At 68.2% G+C, this 24598-nt stretch carries 20 protein-coding genes; 4 read left to right on the top strand and 16 right to left on the bottom strand.

Features of this window, described 5'->3' with window-relative positions; genetic code table 11:
- Positions 1–51: 51 nt before the first annotated feature.
- On the top strand, positions 52–852 hold the full coding sequence (locus JQX13_RS23030) for a hypothetical protein (RefSeq protein ID WP_203411078.1): 801 nt from the start codon (positions 52–54) through the stop codon (positions 850–852).
- A gap of 209 nt (positions 853–1061) precedes the next feature.
- Here the strand turns inward: JQX13_RS23030 and JQX13_RS23025 are convergent, their stop codons facing one another.
- The 9 genes from JQX13_RS23025 to JQX13_RS22985 form a co-directional block, all read right to left on the bottom strand.
- The gene (locus tag JQX13_RS23025) at positions 1062–2360 is read right to left on the bottom strand and encodes a HEAT repeat domain-containing protein (RefSeq protein WP_203411077.1); all 1299 of its coding nucleotides are present in this window, start codon (positions 2358–2360) and stop codon (positions 1062–1064) included.
- Positions 2361–2371: 11 nt separating this feature from the next.
- Complete coding sequence (locus JQX13_RS23020; protein WP_203411076.1) at positions 2372–3106, bottom strand: SMI1/KNR4 family protein; 735 nt, start codon at positions 3104–3106, stop codon at positions 2372–2374.
- 45 nt (positions 3107–3151) lie between these two features.
- Positions 3152–5320 carry a PAAR-like domain-containing protein gene (locus JQX13_RS23015; protein ID WP_203411075.1) on the bottom strand — a complete coding sequence of 723 codons (2169 nt, stop codon included), beginning with the start codon at positions 5318–5320 and terminating at the stop codon, positions 3152–3154.
- Complete coding sequence (locus JQX13_RS23010; RefSeq protein ID WP_203411074.1) at positions 5317–6366, bottom strand: DUF2169 family type VI secretion system accessory protein; 1050 nt, start codon at positions 6364–6366, stop codon at positions 5317–5319. Before JQX13_RS23010 ends, JQX13_RS23015 begins: the two co-directional genes overlap by 4 nt.
- A 272-nt stretch (positions 6367–6638) precedes the next feature.
- Positions 6639–7751, bottom strand: coding sequence for a hypothetical protein (locus tag JQX13_RS23005; protein WP_203411073.1), 1113 nt, complete (start codon positions 7749–7751; stop codon positions 6639–6641).
- Positions 7748–9436, bottom strand: coding sequence for a diguanylate cyclase (locus tag JQX13_RS23000; protein ID WP_203411072.1), 1689 nt, complete (start codon positions 9434–9436; stop codon positions 7748–7750). Before JQX13_RS23000 ends, JQX13_RS23005 begins: the two co-directional genes overlap by 4 nt.
- A 145-nt stretch (positions 9437–9581) precedes the next feature.
- A complete protein-coding gene (locus tag JQX13_RS22995) occupies positions 9582–9821 on the bottom strand; it encodes a hypothetical protein (RefSeq protein WP_203411071.1) in 240 nt (79 codons plus the stop codon).
- Positions 9822–10002: 181 nt separating this feature from the next.
- Positions 10003–11166 carry an acetylornithine deacetylase gene (gene argE, locus JQX13_RS22990; RefSeq protein ID WP_203411070.1) on the bottom strand — a complete coding sequence of 388 codons (1164 nt, stop codon included), beginning with the start codon at positions 11164–11166 and terminating at the stop codon, positions 10003–10005.
- Between the two features lie 90 nt (positions 11167–11256).
- A complete protein-coding gene (locus tag JQX13_RS22985; protein ID WP_203411069.1) occupies positions 11257–11724 on the bottom strand; it encodes a ferritin-like domain-containing protein in 468 nt (155 codons plus the stop codon).
- A gap of 185 nt (positions 11725–11909) precedes the next feature.
- Here JQX13_RS22985 and JQX13_RS22980 point away from each other — a divergent pair, with 185 nt between their 5' ends.
- Entirely contained in the window at positions 11910–12224 is a 315-nt protein-coding gene (locus JQX13_RS22980) for a hypothetical protein (protein WP_203411068.1), read from the top strand.
- A gap of 194 nt (positions 12225–12418) precedes the next feature.
- The gene (locus tag JQX13_RS22975; protein WP_203411067.1) at positions 12419–12853 is read left to right on the top strand and encodes a CBS domain-containing protein; all 435 of its coding nucleotides are present in this window, start codon (positions 12419–12421) and stop codon (positions 12851–12853) included.
- A gap of 6 nt (positions 12854–12859) precedes the next feature.
- On the opposite strand, the gene JQX13_RS22970 is transcribed toward JQX13_RS22975, so the two are convergent.
- The 5 genes from JQX13_RS22970 to JQX13_RS22950 are packed head-to-tail and all read right to left on the bottom strand — an operon-like array spanning position 12860 to position 22239.
- Positions 12860–16594, bottom strand: a complete 3735-nt coding sequence (locus JQX13_RS22970) for an FG-GAP-like repeat-containing protein (protein ID WP_203411066.1) — start codon at positions 16592–16594, stop codon at positions 12860–12862.
- Between the two features lie 11 nt (positions 16595–16605).
- Entirely contained in the window at positions 16606–18099 is a 1494-nt protein-coding gene (locus tag JQX13_RS22965; protein ID WP_203411065.1) for a hypothetical protein, read from the bottom strand.
- Between the two features lie 56 nt (positions 18100–18155).
- A complete protein-coding gene (locus JQX13_RS22960) occupies positions 18156–19565 on the bottom strand; it encodes a DUF1501 domain-containing protein (protein ID WP_203411064.1) in 1410 nt (469 codons plus the stop codon).
- 20 nt (positions 19566–19585) lie between these two features.
- Positions 19586–20245 carry a hypothetical protein gene (locus JQX13_RS22955; protein ID WP_203411063.1) on the bottom strand — a complete coding sequence of 220 codons (660 nt, stop codon included), beginning with the start codon at positions 20243–20245 and terminating at the stop codon, positions 19586–19588.
- Positions 20245–22239: a DUF1585 domain-containing protein gene (locus JQX13_RS22950; protein WP_203411062.1), complete on the bottom strand. Its 1995-nt coding sequence runs from the start codon at positions 22237–22239 to the stop codon at positions 20245–20247. Before JQX13_RS22950 ends, JQX13_RS22955 begins: the two co-directional genes overlap by 1 nt.
- Before the next feature lie 147 nt (positions 22240–22386).
- On the opposite strand from JQX13_RS22950, the gene JQX13_RS22945 reads away from it, so the two are divergent.
- Positions 22387–22953, top strand: coding sequence for a DUF420 domain-containing protein (locus JQX13_RS22945; RefSeq protein ID WP_203411061.1), 567 nt, complete (start codon positions 22387–22389; stop codon positions 22951–22953).
- A 24-nt stretch (positions 22954–22977) separates the two neighbouring features.
- Here JQX13_RS22945 and JQX13_RS22940 read toward each other — a convergent pair whose 3' ends face one another.
- A complete protein-coding gene (locus tag JQX13_RS22940) occupies positions 22978–24153 on the bottom strand; it encodes a hybrid sensor histidine kinase/response regulator (protein ID WP_203411060.1) in 1176 nt (391 codons plus the stop codon).
- Positions 24150–24596, bottom strand: coding sequence for a response regulator (locus JQX13_RS22935; RefSeq protein ID WP_203411059.1), 447 nt, complete (start codon positions 24594–24596; stop codon positions 24150–24152). The genes JQX13_RS22940 and JQX13_RS22935 overlap by 4 nt, the downstream gene beginning before the upstream one ends.
- Positions 24597–24598 lie beyond the last annotated feature (2 nt).

Below are 24598 nucleotides of genomic sequence, written 5' to 3'. Positions count from 1 at the left end.
GAACAAGCGCCTCGGGCTTCTGGCAGCCGGGGAGGCCAGAGAGGAGCACGCGTGGACAAGAAGAAGACCGAGGCGAGCAGCGAGGAGGAATTGGAGCAGCTGGGGCCGTACCGGCTCGAGGAGCAAGTGCCGCAGTCCGATGACGGTCAGGGAGAACTCTACCTGGCCTCGCACGAGACGAGCGGAGCCACGGCCCTGGTGCTCAAGCCCTCCGAGGAGGACAAAGTCCCCCTGAAGGACTGGCGGGTGCTCTTCAGTTCTTCGGACTCGGCACGCTATGTCGCCATGCAAGTGGAGCAGACTCCCTGGGCCGTGTCCCCCGAGAAGCAATCGGTGGAGTCACTGGTGTTCACCTTCGAGGGGATGCTCGAGGGCGTTCGCCGCATGGCCCGAGCCCTTCCCTCTCCCTACGAGCCCCGCCCTCTCTTGCGCTTGGGGCTGAGCCTGTTGAGCGCCGCCGCGGTGTGTGCCCTGCTGTTCGCGTTGGTGCGTCTGGCCCCCGTGTCCCAACCCCCGAGCGGCCCGGAGCCCCTGGCGAGCACCTCGCCCGCCCCTACCAGCGACGAGGTGTCCACGGTAGCCGGGACTCCAGACCCCTTCGACATCGGGACGCTCGTGGACACCTCGGACGCTGGAGAATCATCCGTGATCGCCCGTCCACTGCCGCGCGAGCCATTCAAAGGCCAGAAGCGCCCTCCCTGCACCCGCTACGCCGAGGTGGAGCTCATCGGTGCTTGCTGGACGCCTCACGAGTTGAAAGCCCCATGTCCGGACGTGCTCTACGAATACCAGGGCAAGTGCTACGTGCCCGCCTTCAGCGCGAAGCCACCGCCCCAGTCGCTCGGGCAGTGAGTGGCCCGGACCCCCTCGCCGACAACCAAGTCCATTTCAAACGAATCGTTTGACTCCTTCGGTCGGTTTGGGCGTAGGCCAGCCCAAACCCGTCAAGGCAGCGGGTGGGAGCCGAGGGACCGAGGAGGGACGCCGACGGGTCCGGCTGGCACCATGCATCTGTGAAGCAGGACAGGGGGTGCTGGTAACGCGAAAGTGGCGGCGTATCCTCATGACCGCTGCGTTGCTTCCCACCATTGTCGCCACTGCGCCATGGCTTGACGCTGGCGGCTGACGAGCCAGCCCGGTTGAAAGGGCACTTGTCGGCCAGAATGGATGCACAGTTCCAGGGACGCACGGGCGCGCGTATCGAACGAGGCGCGCGAATGCATCAGTTCCTCGATGCACAAGCCCAGGCCATGGGGCTGGCCGAGCCGTATCCGTGTCTTGCCCTCCAAATGAGAGCGATGCTCTCGCAACCATGCGCGCCACACGGCCGCATCGACGCTGGGCCGCACTACCTTCCGCCCGGACACCTCCGAGGAGTCATCGTCCGAGGAGTCCTCATCAAGAACCTGGGCCTCTTCCATGAGTTCCGCCCCCGTCATGAGGGCCAGTGCGGAAGCCGCAGCCGCCTTTACCTCCGGAGCGCCATGGCCCAAATGCTCCAGCAGAAGCGGTATGGCCGCGGGAATCCCAAGCAGGCCCAACGCCTCGAGCACCACTGCCGTCAGCTCCAGCCACCCGTGGAGCCGGCTCAACGGGGCGAAGTCCTGGGCGTCTCCAGCCAACCCCAGAAGCCATGGAAGACGTGGAGGAACCGGCCCCAGGGTACGGCAGGCCTGACGACAGGCCTGCAGCGCCCGGGGAGAGCCGAGCCGCAGCGCCGCGAGTACCCACGCACTCCATTCGTCCGCTGCCGTGTGGAGCAGACCGCGCTCCAGCAACGGGAGCGCGGGCCGGTAGCCCATCTCCGCTACTGCCATCGCCGCCGCGGCGCGAACCTCTGGCACTGCATCCTCGAGCAAAGGAAGGAGTGGCTCCGCCGCGCCATCACAGCGGTGCCCGAGTACGCGCGCGGCAACAACCCGAACCTCTGGGCGCTTGGAATCGAGCAGTGTTCCGAGCCTCTCGGAAAGTTGGGAATGATGCGCCAGCATGAGCGCCTCGCCGAGGCAAGGCAGCAGCACCGCGTCGGCTTCTGCCATGCGGGCTAGTACTTCAGCGATCCCCTCACCGCCGGGGGCCGCGAACACGAGGGCATGGGCTGCCGCGGCAAGCTCATCCGGCGCCTCGCTGGAGAGCATCTCCCGTGCACACGAGAGCGCCATGTCCCCACCCTCCCGCATCGCCCCGACATGGGCGAGGATACGCACCTCCAGCGGCTCCACCTCGGGCCACTCCACCTCGGGGTCGTGCAGGTATTGCTGACGCCGCGCGAGAAGGAAGGCCAGTTCCGACAAGTGCTCCTCCTGAAACCCACGGAGGAACTCCGAAGCCGAAGGGTGCTCCAGCAGGTTGCGAATCATGGGAGAAAACCTCACCCCTCGATGAGGGGCGTGTTCGAGCAGAGAACGGAGACCAGATGCTTCAGCTCGCGCTCGCTCTCGGCCGCCAACTCGAAGCAGATTCCTCCACGGACCGGCGCCCTCGTCCCCAAGATGGCCGCATCCTTCCGCTCATACATGGGGCGCAGGGGCAGCGAGAACGGTAGCTTCTTGAAGCCCAATTTCAACGCCCTCTCCTCAACTACGGCCATCATATCAGTCGAAGCGGCCGGCCGGACGGACAATCTCGACAGAGAGGGACTGATGAGCGTTTCATGGGGAAAATTCTCCATTCTTTTCACACGGAACGCATTGGCGAAAAAGAATCCCTTCATCAACGCAATCGTGCTCCACGGGTCCTCGACGAACCCCCCGTCGTTCGAAAATCGAAGCACTTTATAGTCCCCATCCACCAACTCATCGAGGTCCAGGTAGTAATCCAGGTATGGATCCTGCTCGTGCTCCGCGATGAAGAGATAGCGCTCAGGAGGGACCCAATCGTTGGCGCCATAGATGGCGGTGACTACGTCAATGCTGAAGTTGGCGTCGGCGATCTGGAAGTCCCCCATGCTCCTTCCCATGTACCGAAGGAACTCTTTGTATGGAGCGGGGAGTTCACGACCCACCAGATTCTGGAGACGAGCGATCTCCTCCTCAGTAGCTCCATGGAGCTTCTTGGCATAACCAGGATCGTATGTCTCTATCAATTCAATGAGTTCCTTCATCATGACGGCTTCTCCGCGCATCGCATGGACGGCAACTGTTCTTCAGCCTCAGCTGCAAGGATGCTTCTTGTTACCGCACAGCATGGGAGTCACGAGCTTCTTGCACGTATCGCACGAAGGAACGGTGTCTCCATTCCGGAACACATGGGTCACGATGGCGTCTTTCCGAATCCGTTTCGAATTCAATCTTCGATATGTAATCTTGACCCGTCCCGAGCCTTGAGGGTCGAAATACTCCTCAGTCATGAAGGCAGGCCGGTGCCCTTCTCTCTGGGCTTGTTGGATGAGTTTCTGCGCGGCACAGACGCCGGGTTTGTTGTAGCCCGGCATATCCACCGGAATTCCCGTAGCCGGGTTCGACAACAACCGGCTTTCCGTCCGCCCACTGCTATCAAGCACGGCACTGAAATCCACGGGGCCACAAGTGCTGAACCCGAGCTTCTTCGCCGCCTTCTCGAAGCCCCTCGTCATTCCTCCTTCCCCAGACATGGCGGCGTACTTCTTCTTGCCACATTTGCAGAGGAGCACCCCAATCATGTACGGCCGTCGAGGCCTTCCCCTGCGAGCTGGTGGTTTGAGCACTTCGTTCTTGTCCTCGACCGGGTCGTAGAGGCTCATCAACTCCGCAGCGAGTCCCTGAGCAGTGGCCTTGGTCTCAGGAGTCTCGATGATGCGATGGGTCCGCTTGGGCTTCTCACAGCGGGGACACTCCTGGAGGGGAGACGCATCATCTCCGTAGGCCCACCCCGTTCCGCCCGCTTGGATGAATACGGAATTGAAGGTATTGCCGTTGTGTTGGGTGACATCCAAGAATCGGACGACCCCCTTCCCCTCGAACTTCACATCCGGGCTGTAGCTTCCCCAGGTCAGCTTTCCCTTGGTCTTCGAAGAAATGAGACCCCCTCCGGCGGTGCCTGGCTCGTCACCCGAGCTGGTACTCAGACACGAACTCTGGACCGCCACCGGATTTCCCTCGATGGAAACCTTCGTGGTGCCTTTGGACAGGTCTCCATCACGCGCGGAATTGACGTATGGAACCGGGACAGGCCCACCGGGTGACGGTGTCTTGCAGACATCCGGTGTCGCACACAGATTCGTCCGGCCGTCCCCCTTGTGGACCACCGACCGTCCATTGACATAGACTTTGCTCATACTCCCCCCCTCGATGATGCAGGCTCCCACCTGCCCGGTATCCGAACAGCCATAGAGCAGCGCACGCGGTGCACTCCGGCCTGCCCGAGTACATCGCTTCAGGTGCGCCAACGCCAGCCCGAGTTGGACCACACCAGCGCCCGCCCCAACGTCTCCCAGACTGTCGGAGACGAGACTCACATGAAGAGGCTCCGGCATGAGACTCGCGTTGCGCAGGTAGGCCATGGAGAACTCCCACGCCCAGAAATATCCATTGGGTTGACATGAGAGGACGATGTCCGTCCGCCGCTCGTTCATCCCCGGATGCTGGCGCAGGCTCTTGAAAGCCTCGGCGAGGCCCACCGCCGATCGCGGAGAATCACCGCGGAACGGGTGGGGCTCCTTCGCTAGAGCCACAACGGGAATGATGGCTCGAACGCTGAGACCCAACCGGCGAGCGGTCTCCACCTGAGCCAGGAGGACAAAGCCGGCCCCCTCACCCGGAATGACGCCATCCGGGTTGGAGGGTCCCAACACCTTGTCCTCCTCCGCGAGTCGCCGCAGGGACTCCACATCGCACATCGAATCCACCGCGCCCACCAGTGCCAAGGAGGCCTGTCCCGATTTCAGCAAGGAAACGGCGGACTTCAACGCCAGGAAGAAGCCCGCTCGTCCTTCCTCAAGACGGAGTGTCGGCACGGAATCCCATTGGACGGCGGGAGCCGCGAACTCGCGAAGAGCCTTCTCGAGCACATCCACATCAACGGGAGCCTTACTGTCCACTTCTGGAAGCGCCAGGACCATTCTCACGCGATGCAACGGGGCCGCAGCCATACCTCCGAGGCATTCGAGCAGGGCCGTCACGGCCATCGGCAGCATCCGCTCCGTTCGCGAGCCCACTGGATCCAACAAGGTGAGCATCGAGGCCCGAATGGACTCACCTTCCTGATCCATCACCGGGGTCCGAAAGAAACGGACCGTGCCAGCCTCACACTCGGCCACGGTGTTCCGGGCCGCCAGCCCGAGAGGTGTACACAGGCCCAACCCAACGACGGCGATTTCCGTCGATGCGTATCGCGGTGTCATTTCGGGAGTTCCTCCCATGACTCCATGAGGCGTACCTGTGTGTAGGGATGATCAAAAGGGTTCCCATTCAGGGGAATCGCCGCGCGCCACATCATCGTGAACGTTCCCGCGTCAGGTTCGAGCAGGAGCGCATCCAGGCGCATCACCCGTTGCTCCTGACGATCCGAGAAGATGCTCCTCACCAACAGGCGGTATTGAGGAAGCGCGAAGGCGAGGGGACCGTCGTGATGCATCCCCTCCAACAGGACCCGCTCTCCACCCTGGAGGTAGGAGCCCGTGTTGAGACCAGGAGTTGCCGCCTGGAAGAAGCGCGGATCGAGATCCTTCGGCCAGAGGGGAGCGCGATTCTCGACCCAGGCCGCATCGTAGGTGCCCGCATACCCAAGCCGCGGCTGCCATCCACGAGAAACCGGGCCGAAGCCCGCGGGTGGAGGCCGATCCGACCACGAAGTCACCAGCGCCTGAGGATCCTCAATGTTCGGCAGGAGCTGCTCCCGCGCCTGCTTGCGCGAAACATAGAAACCGCGCCCTACCGGATTCCTCGCCTCGAACGTCTCACCCCCCTCCTCATCCCGGGCCGTTCCTCCAAAGGCGCGCTCATAGACGAGCGGCATGGACTCGAAGGGTAGTGGAGAAGACGGACTGAGCCCTACCATTCCAGACATCCAGAGCCGCTCCCCAAAAACCCGGACGGTCTTGTGGCAATGTCCTACCGCCAGGCTGACGTCCATGGCCTTGACAGGATGGCCACGCTGCGCACGGGCATGCCCATTCAGGTAGATATCCGTGCCTGGGCGGAAGTATGCGTTCTGGCCCTCGTAACGCAGGCTGGAGCAGGCTGGAGCCCCCCAATAGGAGTCTTCGAGCTTCGGGGGAAGCTGCTCATCGCGCAAGACGGGGGCTCGGGATGCTCCACAGGGACGAGGCAAGGTGAAGGTCCCCGCGACGACCACAAGAAGAACCTCCCGGTCCTCTCGAGTCACCGAGTGCAGCGTTTCCGCCGTGAAGGGAGTAATGTTATCAACATCGGTCGTTTCGATGCTCAAGCGAGTCCCCCCCGCGCTCCTCGGACTGATGTGCTGGTACCATAGTTCAGTCCGTCTCGATCGGCAGGGTGTTCTTGGGTGACCCGTCCACCTCGACTCGGAGCCGTGGCCTTGAAACCCCGCTGCAGTGCGCGTGACCTGAGGGCAACTGCTGCCTGGATTTATTCAGGCCCTCAAGGATGCAACTCACCGCCCAAGCTTGCGCGCGCCAGGCCAGCACCCCCTCATCCTGCCGCCGTACCTCACGTACATGATGTCCAAAAGCTCCGTGGCTAGTACGCCCACCGTCCCACGGCGTAGCCCCTCGCCGTCGCGAGGTTCAGCGCGAGCAGGGCCACGAGCACGAGACCCTGGAGCCAGACCGGACGTCTGGCACACCGGTCTCCCAGGAAGAAGAACAGCGGGAAGACGACGGTGCCGAAGCGGAACACGTTGGCCACCTCGCCCTGGAGCAGCATCACGCCCAGCGAGAGCCCTGAATAGAGCCCCAGCACGGGCTGCCGGCGCGCCAGCAGGAACGTTCCTATCAGCAAGAGCCAGAACACGGCGTAGCGCAGCAGGTAGGGGCTGCGCGTGCTCTGCCAGGGATTGCCGAACACGAACGTCTTGAAGACGGCCGCCACCGAGTCCGCGCGGTGCCACCCGCTCTGCGCGTGGAGGAACGCCAGCGGCGAGCCCGAGGCCAGGTACTCGAACGCGAGGAAGCTCAGCGCCCCGAGCGCCCCGAGCGCTCCCACGACGAGCAAGGCGCGCAGCCGCCGCGTCCCGCCCTCTTCCCGCGAGGCGGCCAGCAGGGCCGTGGCCACCACCACGAAGGCCCCCTGGTTGCGCGTCAGCACGCACAGCCCCGCGAACAGGCCTCCCCACCCGGGCCGCCGGCTCGCACCGGAGAACAGCGCGAGCGCGGACAGCAGCAGGAAGAGTGACTCCGTGTGGTGCGAGTGGAAGACGTAGCTCGCCGGGGCGAGGAGGAAGAAGAGCCACCCGAGCCGCGTCCGGGGCACCAACCCCTCCGGCAGGTCCTCCCTCTCCCGGGCCTGTGCGACGAGCACGGCGAAGCAGAGGAAGGCGGCACTCGAGAACACCATCCCCAGCACCTGCACCCGCTCCACGCCGAGCACGCTCGCCAGCGCCCGCACCGTCATCGGGTAGAGCGGGAAGAACGCCCACAGCATGCCGCTGTATCCGTCACGGATGATGGTGCTGTAGTGGTTCGAGTCCCAGCGGTTGAGCAGGTCCGTGAACGCCAGTCCCCTGCTCCACGACACCCACAGCCAGAGCGTCAGGTGGGCGGCGAATACCACCGCGGTGCTCCAGAGCAGGAACGCGCGTGACGCGGGGGCCTCTTCCTCGAGCGGAGCGGCCACTTCCAGGGACGGTCTCACTTGTGCTCGTTACGGACCGCTCCCGTCCGGCCCGCCTCGAGGATGGCCCGGGAGAGGTCATCCATCACCCGCAGCAGCTCCTGCCGGACCTCCTCGGAGGATTGGTGGAGCTGCGAGGTGAGCATGTGCAGCGTGTCGCCCGGCTGCGAGGCCTGGTGCAGCATGCGCGCGGCCGTGCGCGTGGCGGTGAGCGGACCTTCCAGGTCCTCCGCCACGAGCCGGCGCAGCCGCTCCAGCACCCCCGAGGTCCCCATGTTGGGAACGGTGGCGGCGGCCGGGCTCGCGGGCGCCGGGGCCTCCTGGCTGAGCGAGACGGGACACACCCGGTTTCGGCCCGTGCGCTTAGCGTTGTAGAGCGCCGCGTCGGTGAGCTCGACGAGCTCCGTGATGGAGGTGGAGTGCACGGGGAAGCACCCCACTCCGGCGCTGATGGTCAGCGTGCGACTGCCTCCCCTGGCGCCCCTCACCAGGGCTCCGTCCACCGCGGCCCGGAAGCGCTCGGCGGCGATCAGCCCGTGCTCCAGGTCCGTCTCGGGGAGGATCATCGCGAACTCCTCGCCTCCGTGGCGGGCGACCACGTCCGTCGAGCGCGCCGTCTGGCGCAGCCGCTTGGACACCTCGCGCAGGGCCTCGTCTCCCGCGGTGTGGCCCAGGGTGTCGTTCACCTGCTTGAAGTGGTCCAGATCCAACAGCACCAGGCTCATCGGGTGCTTGTAGCGCTGGGCCCGGCGGAACTCGACGCCGAGCGCCTCGTGGAAGTAGGCGCGGTTGTAGAGCCCGGTGAGCGGGTCCGTCACCGCCACCAGCATGGCGCGGTCGCGAGAGGTGCGCAGCTGACGCTGGCGGCGCTGGCGGCGCAGGGCGCTGCCCAGGCGGGCGGCCAGCTCGGCCATGGGCGTCTGCAGCGTGAGGTAGTCGTCGGCGCCGGCATCGAATGCGATGACTCGCCGCGAGGTGGACTCGGTCTCGTCCACCACGAGAACGGCGGGCGCCTCCTCGTCGAAGCCGAAACGCTTGAGCAGCGGCTGATCCCCCTCGAGCGCGATCGGGTAGCTGACGACGAGCAGGTCGGCGTCCGAGGTGAGCATGCGCTGCTCGGGGGAGCGCTGGGTGAGCTGGAACTCGCCGCCCACGGGCGAGCCACGCAGGGCCCGTGCGAGCCGCTCGCTCACCACCGGCATGTGGTGGATGATCTCCACCCGGGCCAGGGGCGGAGTGGGAGCCTCCGGCTCGCGCATGACGCGGGCCATGGCCTCGTGCTGCGCCTGCAGCTGGGCGCGCATCTTCCCGAGCGAGATGAACGAGCGCACGCGCGCCAGCATCTCCGCGTCGGGCGCTGTCTTCGTGAAGAAGTCGTCGGCGCCCGACACCAGGCCGTTCACCCGGTCGTCCGTGGAGTCGAGCGAGGTGAGCAGGAGGATGGGCGTGTTGCTGGTCCGCGAGTTGCCACGCAGGCGGCGCGTCAGCTCGTGGCCATTCATCTCCGGCATCATCACGTCGAGGATGAGCAGGTCGAACGGCTGGGACCCGTCGGTGGCCAGGCCGAGCGCCTCCCGTGGCGACGTCGTCATCACCACGTCCAGTCCGCTCTCCTGCAGCCGGGAGCCGATGGCCTCGAGAGCAATGGGGCTGTCGTCCACGAGGAGGACGCGGCCGGTGGTGCCGATGGAATTGAGCGCTGCCATGGTCCGATCTGACCTCGGGCTTCAGGCTATCAGGAGGAAGGGGCGGAAAGGCGAGAGGGGGGACGAACTATCTGCTCCCTCCAGGACACCCGGAGCGCGAGCCATACCGAGAGTCCGTGGAGCGCTCGCGGGAGGGCGCGGGTGCTCACCAGCTGATGAGGTAGCCGCAGCGGTCGCCCCGCACCTTGCGACACGAGCTGGCGCTGTCATGCGTCACGCGCGCGTTGGACGCGTAGCGCTGGGCCATGGCCGTGAGCAGCCCCTGGTCGAACGCGCAGGGGTAGGGGGTATTACACAGACTGAAGATCTTCCGCTGTCCGGGCACCGGCTCGTAGCCGTAGTGACCGATGCCCTCTTCCATCCGCCGGGTCCGCGAATCCCACATGACCCGGCCGTTCTTGCGGTGGTTCAGGTGTTGACCTCGATGCCCTCTTCGAAGGGGACGAATTGCATGCCGCGGCCACCTCCCCCTGGCCCTGGCGACCCACTCGGGCCGCTGCACGGCCCTGCCTAGAATGACTGTACCCCTCAGGTCAAATGCGCCGACAGGATTGACGCGCTCCCGCTCAACGTCCGGAGTCGGGTACCGCCGCTCCACAAAAGTGCGCGATGGCGCGTGAGAGGTACGCCTCGCATCGCACCAGGTCCTCCATGGGTACGAACTCACCCGTCTGGTGCGCCACGCGGATGTCCCCCGGGCCGAACACCACCGCCTCCGCGCCCAGCTCCGTGAGCTGCGGGGCCTCCGTGCCGAAGGGCACCGTGATGGGCGCGTTGCCGGACAGCTCCGCCAGCACCCGAACCACCTCCGCGTCCGCCCACGTGTCCACCGCCGGCTCGGCCCGCAGCAGCCGGATGCGCGCCTCGTAGCCGGGCTCGTCCCGCACCAACTCCCGCCGGATGGACTCCAACAGCTCCATCACCCGCTCCTGGGGCTGCCGGGGAATGGGGCGCCACTCCACCGTGAAGCGGCACGCTCCGGAGATGACGTTGGGCGCCTTGCCCCCACCAATGAGGCCCACGTTCACCGTGGTGAAGGGCGGCTCGAAGGACTCGTCCCGCTCCTCGCGCAGCCGCGTGCGCGCCAGCGTCTCCAGCTTCTGCAGGAAGCGCCCCGCGCGGAAGATGGCCGAGGCGCCCTCGTCCGGGTACGCGCTGTGCCCCTCCCGGCCCAGCACCTCCACCTCCGCCAGGCAGTAGCCCTTGTGCGCGCGCACCGGCACCAACCGCGTGGGCTCGCCCACGATGGCGTGCCTCGCCCGCCCCTTGCCCTGCGCCACCAGGTGCTTGGCGCCCTCGCAGCCCAGCTCCTCGTCCGCCGTCAGCAGCACCATCAACGGCGAGCGCAGGGGCCCCGCGTAGTGCGTCGCCGCGTGCAACGCGCAGGCGATGAAGCCCTTCGTGTCGCACGCGCCCCGGCCATACAAATTCCCGTCCCGCTCCGTCAGCCGCAGCGCGTCCGTCCACGCCGCGTCGTACGGCACGCAGTCCGTGTGCCCCACCAGCACCAGCCCCGCGCGCTCGCCGGCACCGCCGCCCTTCACCGCGATGAGGTTGACCTTCTCAACCCCGGCCGCGTCACGGTACGGCACCCGCTCCACCTGGAAGCCCGCCGCCTCCAACCATCCCCTCGCCAGCTCCACCAGCGGCGCGTTGGGACGGGAAGACGTCGTGTCCAGGGCGACCAGCTCCGACAGCGTGGCCCGCAGCGCGGGCAGGGTGTCACTCACGGGATGGGCCTCCAGGGCTCGGGCTACCGCGCTTCGCGCGGGATGTGTCCCCACCGAATGTAGACCCTCACCCCCGCCCTCTCCCAGGGCTTACGCCCGCGCCTCGGCTTCCTCGGCCACCCACGGACGCTGGCGCACCGCTTCCTTGATCCACGTGATGTGCCGCTCCTCGTCCCGGCGGTTCTTCTCGATGAGCGAGCGCACCTCGGGGCTCCACTCGAAGCTCAGCGCCAGCTCGTAGGCCCGGTTCGAGAACTCCTCGTTGCCGAGCATCGCCACCAGCGCGGCCTCCGTCCCCATCATGCTCGTCATCGCCGTCAGGCCCTTCATCGCCGCGCCCTTCAGATCCGGCCGCAGCTCCACCGGCTCCCCTCCGAACCGGAGGATGAACGCGTTGAGATCCTGAACGTGCCGCACGTGGTCCACCCGGAAGTCGTTCAGCCGCTCGCGCACCAGCGGCTCCTTCACCCGGGCAATGGCCGCGTCGTAGGCCCCCACGGCGTCCACATCCAGCTGGGCCAGGCTCCGCAGCTTCTCCACCTCGGACTTACGTGACATCAGAAGTTCCTCCCCCCGCCCTTCCGGCAAAAAAGACCCAGGCAATCTGAGGGGGCCTGCCCGCACGGCCAACCCCACCGCCACCGAGCCCGCCCGGATAGCGGGCAGGGAAGCGCGACCCCGCGCCCCGCCCCTCCGTGCGCACCTTCCATTCACACCTCTCACCAACGGAGGCATCGGAACACATGAAGAACGAAGACACGGTCACCACCAATGTCGAGCTGCAGACGCGGCGCATTCCCTCCATCAGCTTCCTCGGAGTCGCCGTGGGGTGCATGGCCGTCAGCGCCGTGCTGATGATCACCGGCCGCAAGACGTGGGCGAACTTCGTCGGCCAGTGGGCACCGACCATCCTCATCCTCGGCACCTACAACAAGATCGCCAAGACGTTCTCCCCGCCCATCAACGAGGAGCAGCGCGTCCAGCACGGCGGCAACGCCTCCCTGCTGAAGTCCCCGGAGGAGCTCTCCCGCCAGATGTCTCCGCAGACCGTGAGCTGATCCCAACGGAGCGGCGGACCCCGGGCCTCCGTGTCTCCCTCGGGAGTCATGGGGGCCTTCGTGTTTCCGGAGGTGAGGCAGGCAGGAGGGTAGGCACCCGAGCACGAATCCCGGCACGGAATTTCACGGCAGCGGCGCCGAGGCGGACACACCCTTCCTCCGTAGCAACCACTCGCAAGCCACGAGGTCGTCCCATGAAGGTTCGTGACGTGATGACTCCGGACGCCGTCGCCGCCCACCCCGAGACGACGCTGATGGCCGCCGCCGAGATGATGCGCCTGCTCAACGTGGGCTCCCTACCGGTCGTGGAGGGCGAGCGCGTCGTGGGCATCCTCACCGACCGGGACATCGTCGTGCGCGGCCTGGCCATGGGCTTCAACCCACGCACCGTCTCCGTCGCCGATGTGATGACCCGCAACGTGCAGACGTGCTCCGTGGACGATGACGTCGAGGACGTCGCTCACCAGATGCGCGACCTGCAGGTGCGCCGTCTGCTCGTCGTGGACGAGCAGGAGCGGCTCATCGGCATCGTCTCCCTGGGGGACCTGGCCATGGAGATGGAGGATCAGCGGCTCGCCGGACGCGTGCTCGAAGGCATCTCCGAGCCGTCCACGTCCCTGGCGCACTAGGCGCGCTCAGAAGCCGAGCGGCACCACGAAGGCCGTGCCGTTCTGCGTGCCCGTGCGGTAGCTCAGCGGCGCGCCGATGACGAGGGTCGGCGGGTAGCTCGTCCCCGCCGCCGTCCCTCCCGCCATCAGCGCCAGGTCGTTGCCGAAGCCCGAGCGCTCCGCCACGTCTCCCGTCAGCGTGAGCATCGGCGAGAGCGCTCCGGTCATCCCCGCTCCGCCCTTGTACACGAACACCGCGCCCCCTCCATCCGAGGCCACCGACGCGCCCGGCGCGCTCACCACCAGCTCCGGCACGCTGTCACCCGTCAGGTCCACCCCGCCCGCCAGCGCCGTGCCGAAGCCCACCGCCCGCGAGCGATGCACCAGCACCCGGGGCTGCAAGGAGATCTCCAGCGCGCCCACCAACGCCTCGCCGGAGGCGGGCAGACGCTTCACCAGCTCCGCCGTGTTGAAGAGCAGCACCGCGGGCTGCGTCACGCCATCGTAGGGCACGCTCGACGCACTCACCGCCAGATAGTCCGCGCCCGTCTTGCCCAGCACCTGGCCCACTCGCGCCATCGACACGCCCAGGCCCATGAAGTTGATGCCCACCTCCGGGTCCGCCGCCAGCCGTATCGTCGTCGGCACCTTGCGCCCCTTACACTTCGCCCCGCTCGTGTCGTATCCGAACAGCACCACGATGCCGGACCGGGCGTTGTTGTCCGAGTAGCGCCACGCCACCTCGGCACACCCATCCCCGTTCAGGTCTCCCAACGCGGTGGGAGCCGAGGTCGTCTGCGGGGTATTGGAAGACGTCGCGAAGTAGGGCGACGAGTAGACGGGGTCGCACACCATGGTCCGCTTCGCCAGCGAGGCATCGTCCGGAGCCCGCCCCAGGAACAGCTCGAAGCCGCTGTTGCGCAGCGCCCCGATGTCCTGCTTGCCATCCCCGTTGAAGTCGAAGCCGCCCACCACCCCGCGCCCGATGCCCGCGCGCGAACAGACACCATTCGAGGTGATGCAGTTCTCCGTGATGTTGCCCAGCGCCCACAACCGGTAGGCGGGCTTGTAGCTCCCGTCCGCCTGGGCCAGCGACACCAGCACTCCGCCCGCGTTCAGCTCCGCGCTGGGGAGGCACTCGCGCCGGACCTCTTGATAGGCGTCCCCGAGCTCCGAGGCGGACGCGGTGGACTTCGGAACGAGGAGGGTCGGCGCGCCCAGCACCAGGTCCGCCTTCCCGTCTCCGTTGAAGTCCGTGAAGGCCACGTCCGAGCCCACGCTGCGCCCGCTGTGCAGCGGCGAGGGGGCCCCCTCGGCCACGAGCGTGCCCGTGCCGCCCTGCGCGCCATACGTCCAGGCCCGGCCCGCCGACAGGGCGTTGCCGTCGTCGTTCGGCCCTGGACCGGACCAGCCCGGCGAGCCCACCAACACCAACGGGTTCCCCTTCGCGTCCTTGCCCAGCGCCACCGACTCGCCGAAGCGCTCCACGCTCGGCTTCGCCGGCAACAGGTAGCTGGTGCGCGACCACTGCGCGAGCGAGTCACCCGCCTTCACGAAGGCGTCCACCCGCCCGGTGAAGGCGCGCCCCTGCGTCGAGGCCCGCCCCGCGAAGACCACCAGGCCCGAGCTCCCCGGCAGCGGCCACGGCGCGATCCCCGCGCCAAAGGCGTCCGACTTCGCCAGCCCCGGCAGGAAGGCCAACGCCTTGTTGATGGAGATGCCCTTCTTCAGGTCCTTGAGCGGGTACACCAGCACCTTGCCGCCGTAGCGCAGCGACGTGGTCCCCGAGGGGATGCTCGCATAGGGAGCGCCCAGGAGCAGCTCCGGGCCCGGCGTCCCGTCCACGTCGGCCACGGCCCAGCTCCGCCCCGCGTAGATGTCCTTCGCGTCCCCGTAGAACCGGGCGAAAGCATCCGCGAGCTTCAGTTGTGCCGGCTTGTCCGCGGGCTCACCCGTGGGCTTGTACGCGCTCAGGTCGAAGAGCAGCGCCCCGCCCGCGTCCGTCATCTTGTCCTGCCCGCCGCTGGCGCGCAGATCCGGCGAGTCCGCCCGGTCCAGCAGCACCATCAGCAGCGGCAGCCGAGACCCCTCGGCCGGCACGCTGCCCAGCCGCCAGCTCCCCTCGTTGCCGTTGGCGTCCGAGGTGTTCATGGGCAGCACGAAGACATCCGGCGTGGCACGGAAGCGTGGCGCCTCGGCGCGCGCGAAGAACACGGACACCGAGGGCTGCACCACGCCCAGGGAGGTGCCATTGTCCCTGAAGCGAGAGGCCCTGCCCAGTGCCGCCAGGTCCGGCAGCCCATCGCCATTGAAGTCCTCCACCACCACCCCCAGCCCCAACCCCGTCCTGGCGCGGGGCTCGATGGCGCCGCTCAGCCCCAGATCGCTCCCGCCCAGACGGACGGACGGCAGATCCGGCACGGCCTTCCCGCGGTCGAGCTGGAAGATGTCCACGATGCCCCGGTTGAAGAGCTCACGGGTGGCGGCCAGGTCACCGTTCGGCGAGCCCACGAGCAGGTCCAGGTCCCCGTCGCCGTCCACGTCTTTGAGGTGCAGGCCCGAGCCGAAGGCGCCCCGTCCCAACGCGGAGAGCGGCGAGCGCAGGGGCTCCGGCCCGTTCGCCCCGAAGCGGTACAGGTACACCGCGCCCGAGCCGTCGATCGTGACGTCCGCACCCGGTGCGGAGACCACCAGCTCCGGCCTCCCATCCCCATCCAGGTCGCCCGCCGCCAGGCTGTCGCCGAAACGGGCCGTGTCCGTCGCGCCGGTGAGCATCCACGTGGGCTCCGAGGGCAGCCCCGCCGTGCTTCCCTTGAAGATGAACACCACGCCGCCCTGGGGCCGGGTGAGATCGCTCTCGGGCCGACCCACCGCCACGTCCGGCACCCCGTCCCCGTCGAAGTCCGCCGTCACCATCCCGGCCGTGTCCGTGATCTGCCCGTGCGCGATCGTCTCGCGCTTCAGCTCCGTCAGCACGCGCACGGACACCGTCGCCGTCTGGTTCGTGAAGGGGTCCGACGCCTTCAGCACCGTCGCGCCCGTCGCGTCCGGCGCGATCGAGAAGCGCCCTCCCTCCACCGTGCCCGGACCGGACTCCACCGTCCAGGTGATGCGATCACTCCCCCCCACCGTCGCCAGCGCCACCGACGAGCCCGCCGGCAGCGCCAGCCGCTCCGGGTCCCCGCGCAGCACCGCGTCCGCGCGCACCTCGTACTGGAGGAGGACCTCGTCGCCCGTGCGGCTGTCGCGCACCCGCACCAGGTCCTCGCCCTGCGCCTTGCCCGCCGTGTACAGGCCCGAGGCCGTCAGCGTGCCGCCCGAGGCGCTGCGCTCCAGCGTGAAGACGGGCTCGCCCAGGAGCCCCGCCACCTCGATCTGGAAGGACGTGCCCGGCTTCAGCAAGGCCCGCCCGGGGGCCACGTCGAAGGCCGCCACCACGGTGACCTGCGCCCGCGCATCCCCGGGGCAGCGCAGGTCCTCCACCACCAGCGTGTCCGTGGCCGGCGTGAGTCCCGCGATGAAGCGCGAGCCCCGCATCTCCCCCGAGGAGCCTCCGGGCTCGACGCGGTAGCTGTAGTAGCCACTGCCTCCCGAGGCCGTGAGCGACACGGGGTCCTTCACGCGCACCTTCGCGTGACTCGTGGTGAGGGAGAGGGGCGGCAGGCCCGCGCAAGCGTCCACCGCGGGAATCTCCGGCTCCTCTGGGTTGCAGGCCGCGGACAGGAGCGCGAGCGCGAGCGACGCGCGGAAGACTCGGGTCATGGTGAGACGCCTCAGGGATTCGCGCCGGTGGCAGCCCAGCGCTGGATGAGGGAGATGAGCTGCGGGTCCAACGGGCCATCCGCCGGCATGCGCTGCTCGCGTACCGCGGCGATGATGAGCGAGGCGTTCTCCTTCCACAGCTCATACGTGGCCAGCGGCCGGCCCGGCCCAGAAACATGGCAGTTCGCACAGCGCGACTCGTGGATGGGGCGGATGTCCTTGTCCCAGCCGAGCGCCACCGTGGAGAGGGGCTGGTAGTCGAACACCACCGAGCGCCGGGCTTCCGTGCCGTCCGCGTAGAGCGCCACGGCGCTCAGCGTGTGCGGCCCTGGCTCCAGCCCCACGAAGGAATAGGGCCTGGGCGTCCCATCCGCCTCCGCGCCCCCGAGGCTGTACTCGGGCCCGCGCACCGGCACCTGCACGCCCGCCACCTCGAAGGTGAGGCTCAGCGGCGCCACGCCCGGCGCCACGCGCGCGCGCACCACCAGCGTGTCCTCCACCACCTGCATGCCCTCGAGCAGGCCGAGCACCCGCGGCACCGGCCCCCGGCTGAGCGCCACCGTCTCCGCGCCCAGCTGCACCCACGCACAGCCACTCTCGTCGGCCGCCAGGAAGCGGAACTCGCGCGTGTCCACGCCCGTGGCCTCGCCCCACCTGTCCGCGTCCGCGTCATAGGAGAGGAGCTTGTCGCCCGCCCTCACCCAGACGAAGCGCCCCGCCGCCAGCACCTGCGTGGGCGTCTGCGCCAGCGCCACCTGCCGCCACCCGTCCGCCGCTCGCCGCAGCAGCCGCTCCGACGTCAGCACCCACGCCTCCGCCTTGCCCTTCTCCGAGGCCCCCAGCCCCACCACCACCAGCGGGCGCTCCTTCTCCACGAGCGGGGCCTCGGCCTGCTTCACCTGCCAGGTCCCCGGAGCCGTCCGCACCGCGGTCCACAGCGTCTCCTGACGGAGGAACCACAGGGCCTCGGTCCCATTCTCGCTCGCCGCCGCCAGGCTGGTGATGCCATCCAGCGGCTTTCCGTCCACCCGCAGCGAGGACATCGCGCCGTCCTGCAGCCGGTAGAGGCCCGAGTCATGTCCGAGCCACACCGCGCCATCCGCCGTCGCCGCCGTGGCCCTCAGCCCCGTCCCCAACACCTCGCGCCAGGGTGGCGCGATGAGCCAGCCCGACTGCGCCAGGAAGAGACCGTTGTCGGCCTCCACCAGCGCCGAGCCCGCCCCCATCCGGAAGACGGCGTGGACGCGCCCCGGCGCCACGGTGTTCCCCGGGTGGTTCTCCAACGCGCCCCGCGTCCCGTCCAACCGCAGCCGCAGGGCCTCGCCCGTCGCCGTCGCGAAGATGCCTCCGCCCGTCTGGTCCGCGAACCCCGACGCCGCCGCCAGCGAAGCATCCGTCTTCGTCTGCACCGGCTTGAAGGGCTCGGGACTCGGGTGGTCCGAAGGGAGTGATGGCGAGCCGCAGGCGGACAACAGGCCCCCCAGCAGGAGAGAACATACCCTCACCCCAACCCTCTCCCGGAGGGAGAGGGGGCGTACACGGAACACGGCTCGAGTCTTCATCACGTCGCCAGGAGGGCCTTGAGGGGTTCGACTCGCGTGATGCTGTAGTCCAGTCCGGCCGACGCCAGCACCGTCGCGATGATGTGCTCGGGGAGGATGTTGGTCCCGTTGTTCGGATCCGCCGCACCCGTCTTCAGGTCCACCACCGCCGGCGCCATGGCGATGTCGCCCGTGTAGCCGAACACCTTGTTGTGCTTCAGCCCCGCCCCCATCAGCAGGCAGCTGTTCGCCAGGTGGTGGTCCCGCCCGTTCGTGGAGTTGATGAGCGGCGTGCGGGCGAACTCGGAGTACACCAGGATGGTGGTGTGATCCATGAAGTTGCCCCCGGACGGATGCGGGCTGGCGCGCAGGTCATCCACCAGCTTGCCCAGCGCGTCGAAGCCCGCGAACAGGTTGTTCGCGTGCGTCAACTGCGAGCCGAAGTGCGTGTCCAGGCCTCCCACCAGGTTGATGGACACGCACTGGCTGATGCCCTCCTTCAGCGCCGTGGCCACCAGCGCCGCCCGTCCCGACGGGTTGTCGTAGGACCCGCTCCTCGTCGTGCCCGTGGCGGACAGTCCGTAGTGGTCGATGACCGCCCGGTTCTTCTCGAACGTGAACTTCTCGTTCAGCTTGCCCGACAGCACCTGCTGCATCTGCCCACGGCTCGTCGCGTACGTGGTACCCACGCCGCCCGCGCCGTACGCCGCCTGCTCGCAGGTGATGGGCTGACCGCGGAAGTCCACGAGCTGCTTCTCCAGCTCGCTGTCGAGCACGGTGGTGCTCGCCGACAGCGTGAGCAACAGGTCGTTCAGCTTGCTCACCTTCAGCGCGTTGGCGCTCCCCGGGTAGCCCTCGTTGTACGACTCCACGTTGTACGCGATGGACGGGATGGGCTGGGTGGGCACCATCTGCCCCACGATCTCCGTCGCCGTGGACGAGCCACGGGCCGCGGCGCCGATGGGACGCTTGCCCGTGATGAAGTAGCGCATGCCCTCCTCATGCGCGAGCGTGGTCATGTTGATGCCACGCACCACCGTCATGAGATCATAGTGGGCCGCCAGCCGCTTGCTCATCGCCGGACCGAAGGTGATGTTGGAGCGGGCCGCCCCCGGGCGCGTCGCCGGCACGAAGGGCCGCTCGTCGGGGAAGAGCGAGGGGCTGTTGATGAGATCGTAACCCGGGAGGATGCGCGTCTCCGCCACCCGCTCGGGGGTGAAGATGTCGGGGTCCCTCGGATCGAGGGCGAGCAGTTGGTCCCACCCTCCGCTGAAGTAGACGAAGACGAAGCAGCGGTCCGCGGGCTTGAGCGCGGCCGTCTGCGCGAAGGCGCGAAAGGGCAGGCCCCCGAACAGGGTGGAGCCCATGAAGCCCGCGGCGGCCTTCAGGAAGGTGCGGCGCCCGATGGAGGTCTCGTGGTTCTTTTTCATGGCTGCATCTCCCGGAGCCGTCAGTAGGTGAGGAAGCGCGAGTCCGTCATCAGGCTGATGCACACGGCGGCCAGGGCCTGGTCCCGCTTCTTGATGACCTCCCCGCGTGCCGCCGCCTTCTTGAAGAAGCCCACCCAGCGCGTCAGCTCCTCGCCCTCCAGCGGCACGCCCCAGAAGCGGGTGGACAGGTACACGAGCAGCTCACCCACCTGGGCATCGGTGAGCTTGCTCAAATCCCCCACCGCGCCGGAGGGAAGGGTCCGGCTGAGCACGCGCGTCCGGGGATCCGTCGACTTCACTTCGGCGCTCGCCTGGGCCAGGCACACCTTGCGAGCCCCGTCGTCGAGGAACTTGGCGAAGACGAGGTTGGGCTCGGTGCTCTCCGAGTTGACGAGCGCGTAGTCCGCGCGCCCCAGCGTGGCCGCCACGCTGTCGATATCCGTCCAGGACCTGCCCACCGCGACCTCGATGGAGCGGGCGAGCTGATTGACGGTGAGGCGGCGCGGAGCGCGTCCCACCCGGCCGTCCTGCAGCTCCGGGTCCGGCAGCGGAGTGGCCATGTCCCCGTGCGGGTTGCCCACGGGCTCGAGCTGGCCATCCACCGGGGGCGGAGTGGGTTGGGTGTTCTCGCAGCCGGCGGCGCCGAGCGCGAGGAGCGCGAACAAGAGCAGGCGTCGCATCAGTCGATCCTCCGGTAGGCGTCGGACATCACCACGCGCTCGATGAGCGCCTTGAAGCGGTGGCCGTCGCGCGCGAACTCCTGGGCGAACGGCTCGAGGTACATGCGCTGCTCCTCCGCCGACATGGGCCGGCCGAGGAACTCCTGCCAGACGCGCCGCACCGTGCAGCGCTCCAGGTCTCCCGTCTGCAGCATGCGCTCCACCAGCAGCTCGGGGCCGCCGTCGATGTTCTCCTCCTCGTCCGCGGTGCGGTAGAGGTACGTCTTGAGCATGCCCAGCGATTGGGCCCCATCGCCGTCATAGGCCTGCATCACGTACTGGCCACACTCGTTGTTGCACGAGGTGTTGCCGGAGAGCGCGCAGTCGCGGCACTTGGGATCGTAGCGGGGGAAGTGCTCCGGATCGAGGAACTGCGCGGAGCGCTCGGCGAAGCGGCCCCAGTGGGCGCCGGTGGGCTCGATGGTGGCGTGGCAGTAACTGCAGCCGCAGCGCTTGGCCAGGTTGTTCTCCCGGTTGCACGCGTCCTCTGCGGCCGGCTGGCGGGCGTTGTCCGGCGGAGCGAAGCTCTTGCAGAGGAAGGCCGCGTAGAAGTGGTTGACGCGCGCGCGCTGGGTGGGGAAGCGGTAGAGGAAGGAGGGCGTGGTGAGCACGCCCGAGTGCTCGGGCCCGCGCACGTACTCCTTCCAGGAGTCCGTCTCCGCGTAGGGGACTTCCGGCACCACGCTCGGGTCCTTCGGGCGCGCCACGTTGAAGACACCCAGGCCCTGCTGCGGATCCCGATAGAGCGCGGCCAGCGGACCGTTGACGAAGGAGCGGCGCGTGGTGAGGAGGTTGAAGTAGGGCTCGTCGCGGCGCACCACCGACTCGGCGATGAGCTCGGGCTCGGTGTTGATGGCCGCCACGCGGGCCTTGTGGGTGGAGCCATTGTTGTCGGAAGACTCGCAGCGGGCCATGCCCTCGCCGCAGCCGCACGAGCGGTCCCCGTTGAAGCGCGAGGTGGTGCAGGGCTCCATCGTCCACGGGTTGGCCGTACGCGTCTGCGCCTCGATGGCGCACACCCTCACGTCCGGGCCTCCGGCGTTCCAGAAGGGCGCGGGCCGCGTCACGTAGCCCTCGCGCTGGATGCAGCCGACCTGCGGCGTGTAGGAGCCCTTGATGCCGTTCTTGAAGGAGAGGTTCAGGGTGCACCGGTCGAGCCGCTTGACCGACACATTGGACGGAGCATTGGGGTACTCGAAGGCCACCACCCTGCCCGCCCCATCCAGCACCTCGGAGGAGAAGTTGGCCGACGTGGGCTTGCACACGTACGGCTTCAGCTTGCCCGCGTCCGCGCCACTGGTCGCCCGCCGCATGTCGCAGAAGTAGAGGTACTTCGCGTCACTGCCCAGGGCCGTCGCGGAGCACCCGGTCGCGTTCAGCGGAGTACAGGTGTAGTAGTTGGTGCTGTAGTCCCAGCTCACCGGCTTGGGCACGCCGCGCTCGTCGTAGCGCTCCTTGGCGCAGGCGTCCGCGGTCGTGGGAAGCGCGGGGTCCGCATGCGGATCCTGCCGGGCGTCGCACACGTCCTGGGCGAGGTAACTGTCACAGCCCTGGCCGTTGCCGCCCCGCAGCGGGACGCTGCTGTTGCTGCGCAGCGACAGCGCTTCCGTGGCCGAGCCATTGCCGTACAGGCGTGAGTTGTTGTTGTTGTTGATGCTGGAGTTGATGTTGCTCCAGAGGAGCGCGCGGTGGTAGGCGCGGATGCGCGTGTAGAACTCCTCCTGCTCCATCAGCGCCCGGACGTCCTCGACCGTCACCTCGCCCTTGGCGCGAACGGCCTCGTACTCTTCATAGGTGGGCGGGCGGCCGAGCAGATCCAGCGAGAGCTGGCGCAGGTGGCGCTCGAGGGGAACCTTCGTCACCGGGGCACACACCGGCCCATCCGCGAGGACGGGGGACGCCGCGAGGGCGGCGACGGTGGCCAGGGGAGCGAGGAAGCGTCGTGCGAGGCGCACGTGAACCTCCGGAAATGCAGCGGGGGGGACACTACACGTCTCCTTATGCCAGGAATTCCTGTTAATGGCTATACGCTTGCTCCTGCAATTGTGCAGCGGGAGTTGACGGGTTGCGTGCGGGCCCGGGTCAGGACAGAAAGGGGCGCCATGTCCGACGCCGCACACGCTCCCCTCCCCCGGGTAAGTGACCGGAGTTTCTACATTTTCACGGCGGTGGTGTCCGCCGCCGCTCTCTCATTTCTTGGGTATATCCTTCTCATACGCCGAGGAGGGCCGGTGGGAGGGTTGGATTTGCGCTTCCTGCCGGCGGTGAACGCGAGCCTCAACGCGCTGGCGGCGGTGTTCCTCGCCGCGGGCTGGGTGGCCATCCGGCGCAAGGCGCGGCGCGTGCACCAGTACCTGATGGTGTCGGCGTTCGCGTCCTCGGCTCTCTTCCTGGTGTGCTATCTCGCCTACCACTTCGTGCACGGCGACACGCGCTACGCCGGGGGCGGGGTGTTGAAGGCGGTGTACCTCACCATCCTCGCCAGCCACGTGTTGCTGTCGATGTTCGTGGTGCCGGGCGCGCTGCTGTCCTTCTACTTCGCGTGGCGCAACGCCTTCGAGCGGCACCGGAAGGTGACGCGATGGCTGGCGCCCATCTGGCTCTACGTGTCGGTGACGGGCGTGGTCATCTTCTTCATGCTGCGCGGCAGCCTGCCCTCGTCGCCCTGAGCGGCGGCCCGGGCGGGGAGCGCGTCAGGCGGACTGCTCCGAGGAGGCCTCGCGCACGCCCACCCCTCGGGGCAGGCGCACGATGAAGGTCGAGCCCCTGCCCTCCTCACTCTCCACGGTGAGGGTTCCGCCGTTGAGCGCCACCAACCGGTGCGCGCTGGCGAGCCCCACGCCGCTGCCGGAGATGACCGGCGCCACATTCCGGCCCCGGCGGAAGCGCTCGAAGATGTGGGGCAGGTCCGCGGCCGGAATGCCCATGCCCTGGTCCTGCACGCACAGGCGGATCCACCCCTCGGGTCCTGGGGACTCCTCGCTCAGCCACACATCGATGGAGCCGCCCCGGGGGCTGTACTTCACGGCGTTGCCCAGCAGGTTGTCCAGCACCCGCTCCAGGCTCGCCACGTCCCAGCGGCCCAGGAAGTTCGCGCCGTCGATGTGCATGTGCACCGGGTGCGTGGACCCCAGCGGCCCCAGCTCGCGCACCTTCGCCCTCACCAGCGCGAATAGATCCATCGGCTCGCGCCGCAAGGGGCGCTCCCCTCCGCGCGTCACCTCCAGGAAGTGGTCGATGAGCTCGCCCATGCGCCGCGCCCCGCGAAGGATCTGCTCCAATCGGGACTCCACCTCGGGCGTGCGCGCTTCCGCGGGCAGATGACGGCGCAGCAGCCGGGTACTCAGGAGCATGCTCTGCAGCGGCCCCTTCAGGTCGTGGGTGGCGATGGCGAAGAATTCGTCACGCACCGCGAGCGCCTCGCGCGCCGCCCGCTCGGCGCGCTCCGTCTGGCGGCGGCCCTCCTCCAGCTCGCGCGCCATGCGCACCGCATCCACCGCGTTGCGCAGGCTGTGACGCAGGCGCTCCGGCGAGAAGGAATCCTTGAGGAGGTAGTCGTGGGCGCCGGACTTCATCGCCTCCACCGCCACGCGCTCGCTGCCGCTGCCGGTGAACACCACCACCGCCGGCATCCGCTCACCGCACTGCTCACGCAGCGTGCGCAGCAGCGTCACCCCATCCATGCCCGGCAGGTGGAAGTCGAGCACGAGCGCGTCCGGCAGCGGAGGGTTCCGCAGACGCTCCAGGGCCTCCTCGGCGGAGCTGACCTGCTCCACCTCCCACCGAGCCTCCGGGTCCTTCTCGAGCGCCCGTCGCAGCGCCCGCAGATCCGCGAGGCTGTCGTCGACGAGGAGCACGCGCAGGCTCATCCCGACGCGTCCTCCGGACCGGGCAGCAGCGCGGCGCTGAACCAGAAGCGCTCGAGCGCGTGCGCGGCCTCCTGGAGCTCGGCGGGACCGTCCGGCTTGAAGAGATAGCTGTTGGCGCCACCGGCGTACGCCGCGCTCACGTCCGACTTGTGCGAGGAGTTGGAGAAGATGATGACGGGCAGGGAGCGCAAGGCCGGGTCGGCCCGGAGCTGGGAGAGGACCTCCTGGCCTCCGATGCCGGGCAGGTGCAGATCCAACAGCACGAGCACGGGCCGGGGTGCCCCCACGTACTCGCCCCGCAGGAAGAGGTAGTCGAGCGCGGACTCTCCGTCCCGCACCCGCACCACGGGCGCGGAGAGCGGCAGCTTGCGAGCCACCCGCAGCAGCGCCTCCGCGTCCGGGTCACTGTCCTCCACGAGCAGCAGGGGGCGCTCCGACGTCATCT

Origin of the sequence: Archangium violaceum (assembly GCF_016859125.1) — a bacterium.
GTDB lineage: Bacteria > Myxococcota > Myxococcia > Myxococcales > Myxococcaceae > Archangium > Archangium violaceum_A.
This window is presented reverse-complemented; position numbering and strand designations above follow the sequence as displayed.

Bases quoted from the DNA above. Each gene is read 5' to 3' on its own strand.
- JQX13_RS23025 (WP_203411077.1), bottom strand. From the start codon at position 2,360: ATGATTCGCAACCTGCTGGAGCACCCTTCGGCTTCGGAGTTCCTCCGT.
- JQX13_RS23020 (WP_203411076.1), bottom strand. From the start codon at position 3,106: ATGATGAAGGAACTCATTGAATTGATAGAGACATACGATCCTGGTTAT.
- JQX13_RS23015 (WP_203411075.1), bottom strand. From the start codon at position 5,320: ATGACACCGCGATACGCATCGACGGAAATCGCCGTCGTTGGGTTGGGC.
- JQX13_RS23000 (WP_203411072.1), bottom strand. From the start codon at position 9,436: ATGGCAGCGCTCAATTCCATCGGCACCACCGGCCGCGTCCTCCTCGTG.
- JQX13_RS22995 (WP_203411071.1), bottom strand. From the start codon at position 9,821: ATGTGGGATTCGCGGACCCGGCGGATGGAAGAGGGCATCGGTCACTAC.
- JQX13_RS22985 (WP_203411069.1), bottom strand. From the start codon at position 11,724: ATGTCACGTAAGTCCGAGGTGGAGAAGCTGCGGAGCCTGGCCCAGCTG.
- JQX13_RS22980 (WP_203411068.1), top strand. From the start codon at position 11,910: ATGAAGAACGAAGACACGGTCACCACCAATGTCGAGCTGCAGACGCGG.
- JQX13_RS22975 (WP_203411067.1), top strand. From the start codon at position 12,419: ATGAAGGTTCGTGACGTGATGACTCCGGACGCCGTCGCCGCCCACCCC.
- JQX13_RS22970 (WP_203411066.1), bottom strand. From the start codon at position 16,594: ATGACCCGAGTCTTCCGCGCGTCGCTCGCGCTCGCGCTCCTGTCCGCG.
- JQX13_RS22960 (WP_203411064.1), bottom strand. From the start codon at position 19,565: ATGAAAAAGAACCACGAGACCTCCATCGGGCGCCGCACCTTCCTGAAG.
- JQX13_RS22955 (WP_203411063.1), bottom strand. From the start codon at position 20,245: ATGCGACGCCTGCTCTTGTTCGCGCTCCTCGCGCTCGGCGCCGCCGGC.
- JQX13_RS22945 (WP_203411061.1), top strand. From the start codon at position 22,387: ATGTCCGACGCCGCACACGCTCCCCTCCCCCGGGTAAGTGACCGGAGT.
- JQX13_RS22940 (WP_203411060.1), bottom strand. From the start codon at position 24,153: ATGAGCCTGCGCGTGCTCCTCGTCGACGACAGCCTCGCGGATCTGCGG.
- JQX13_RS22935 (WP_203411059.1), bottom strand. From the start codon at position 24,596: ATGACGTCGGAGCGCCCCCTGCTGCTCGTGGAGGACAGTGACCCGGAC.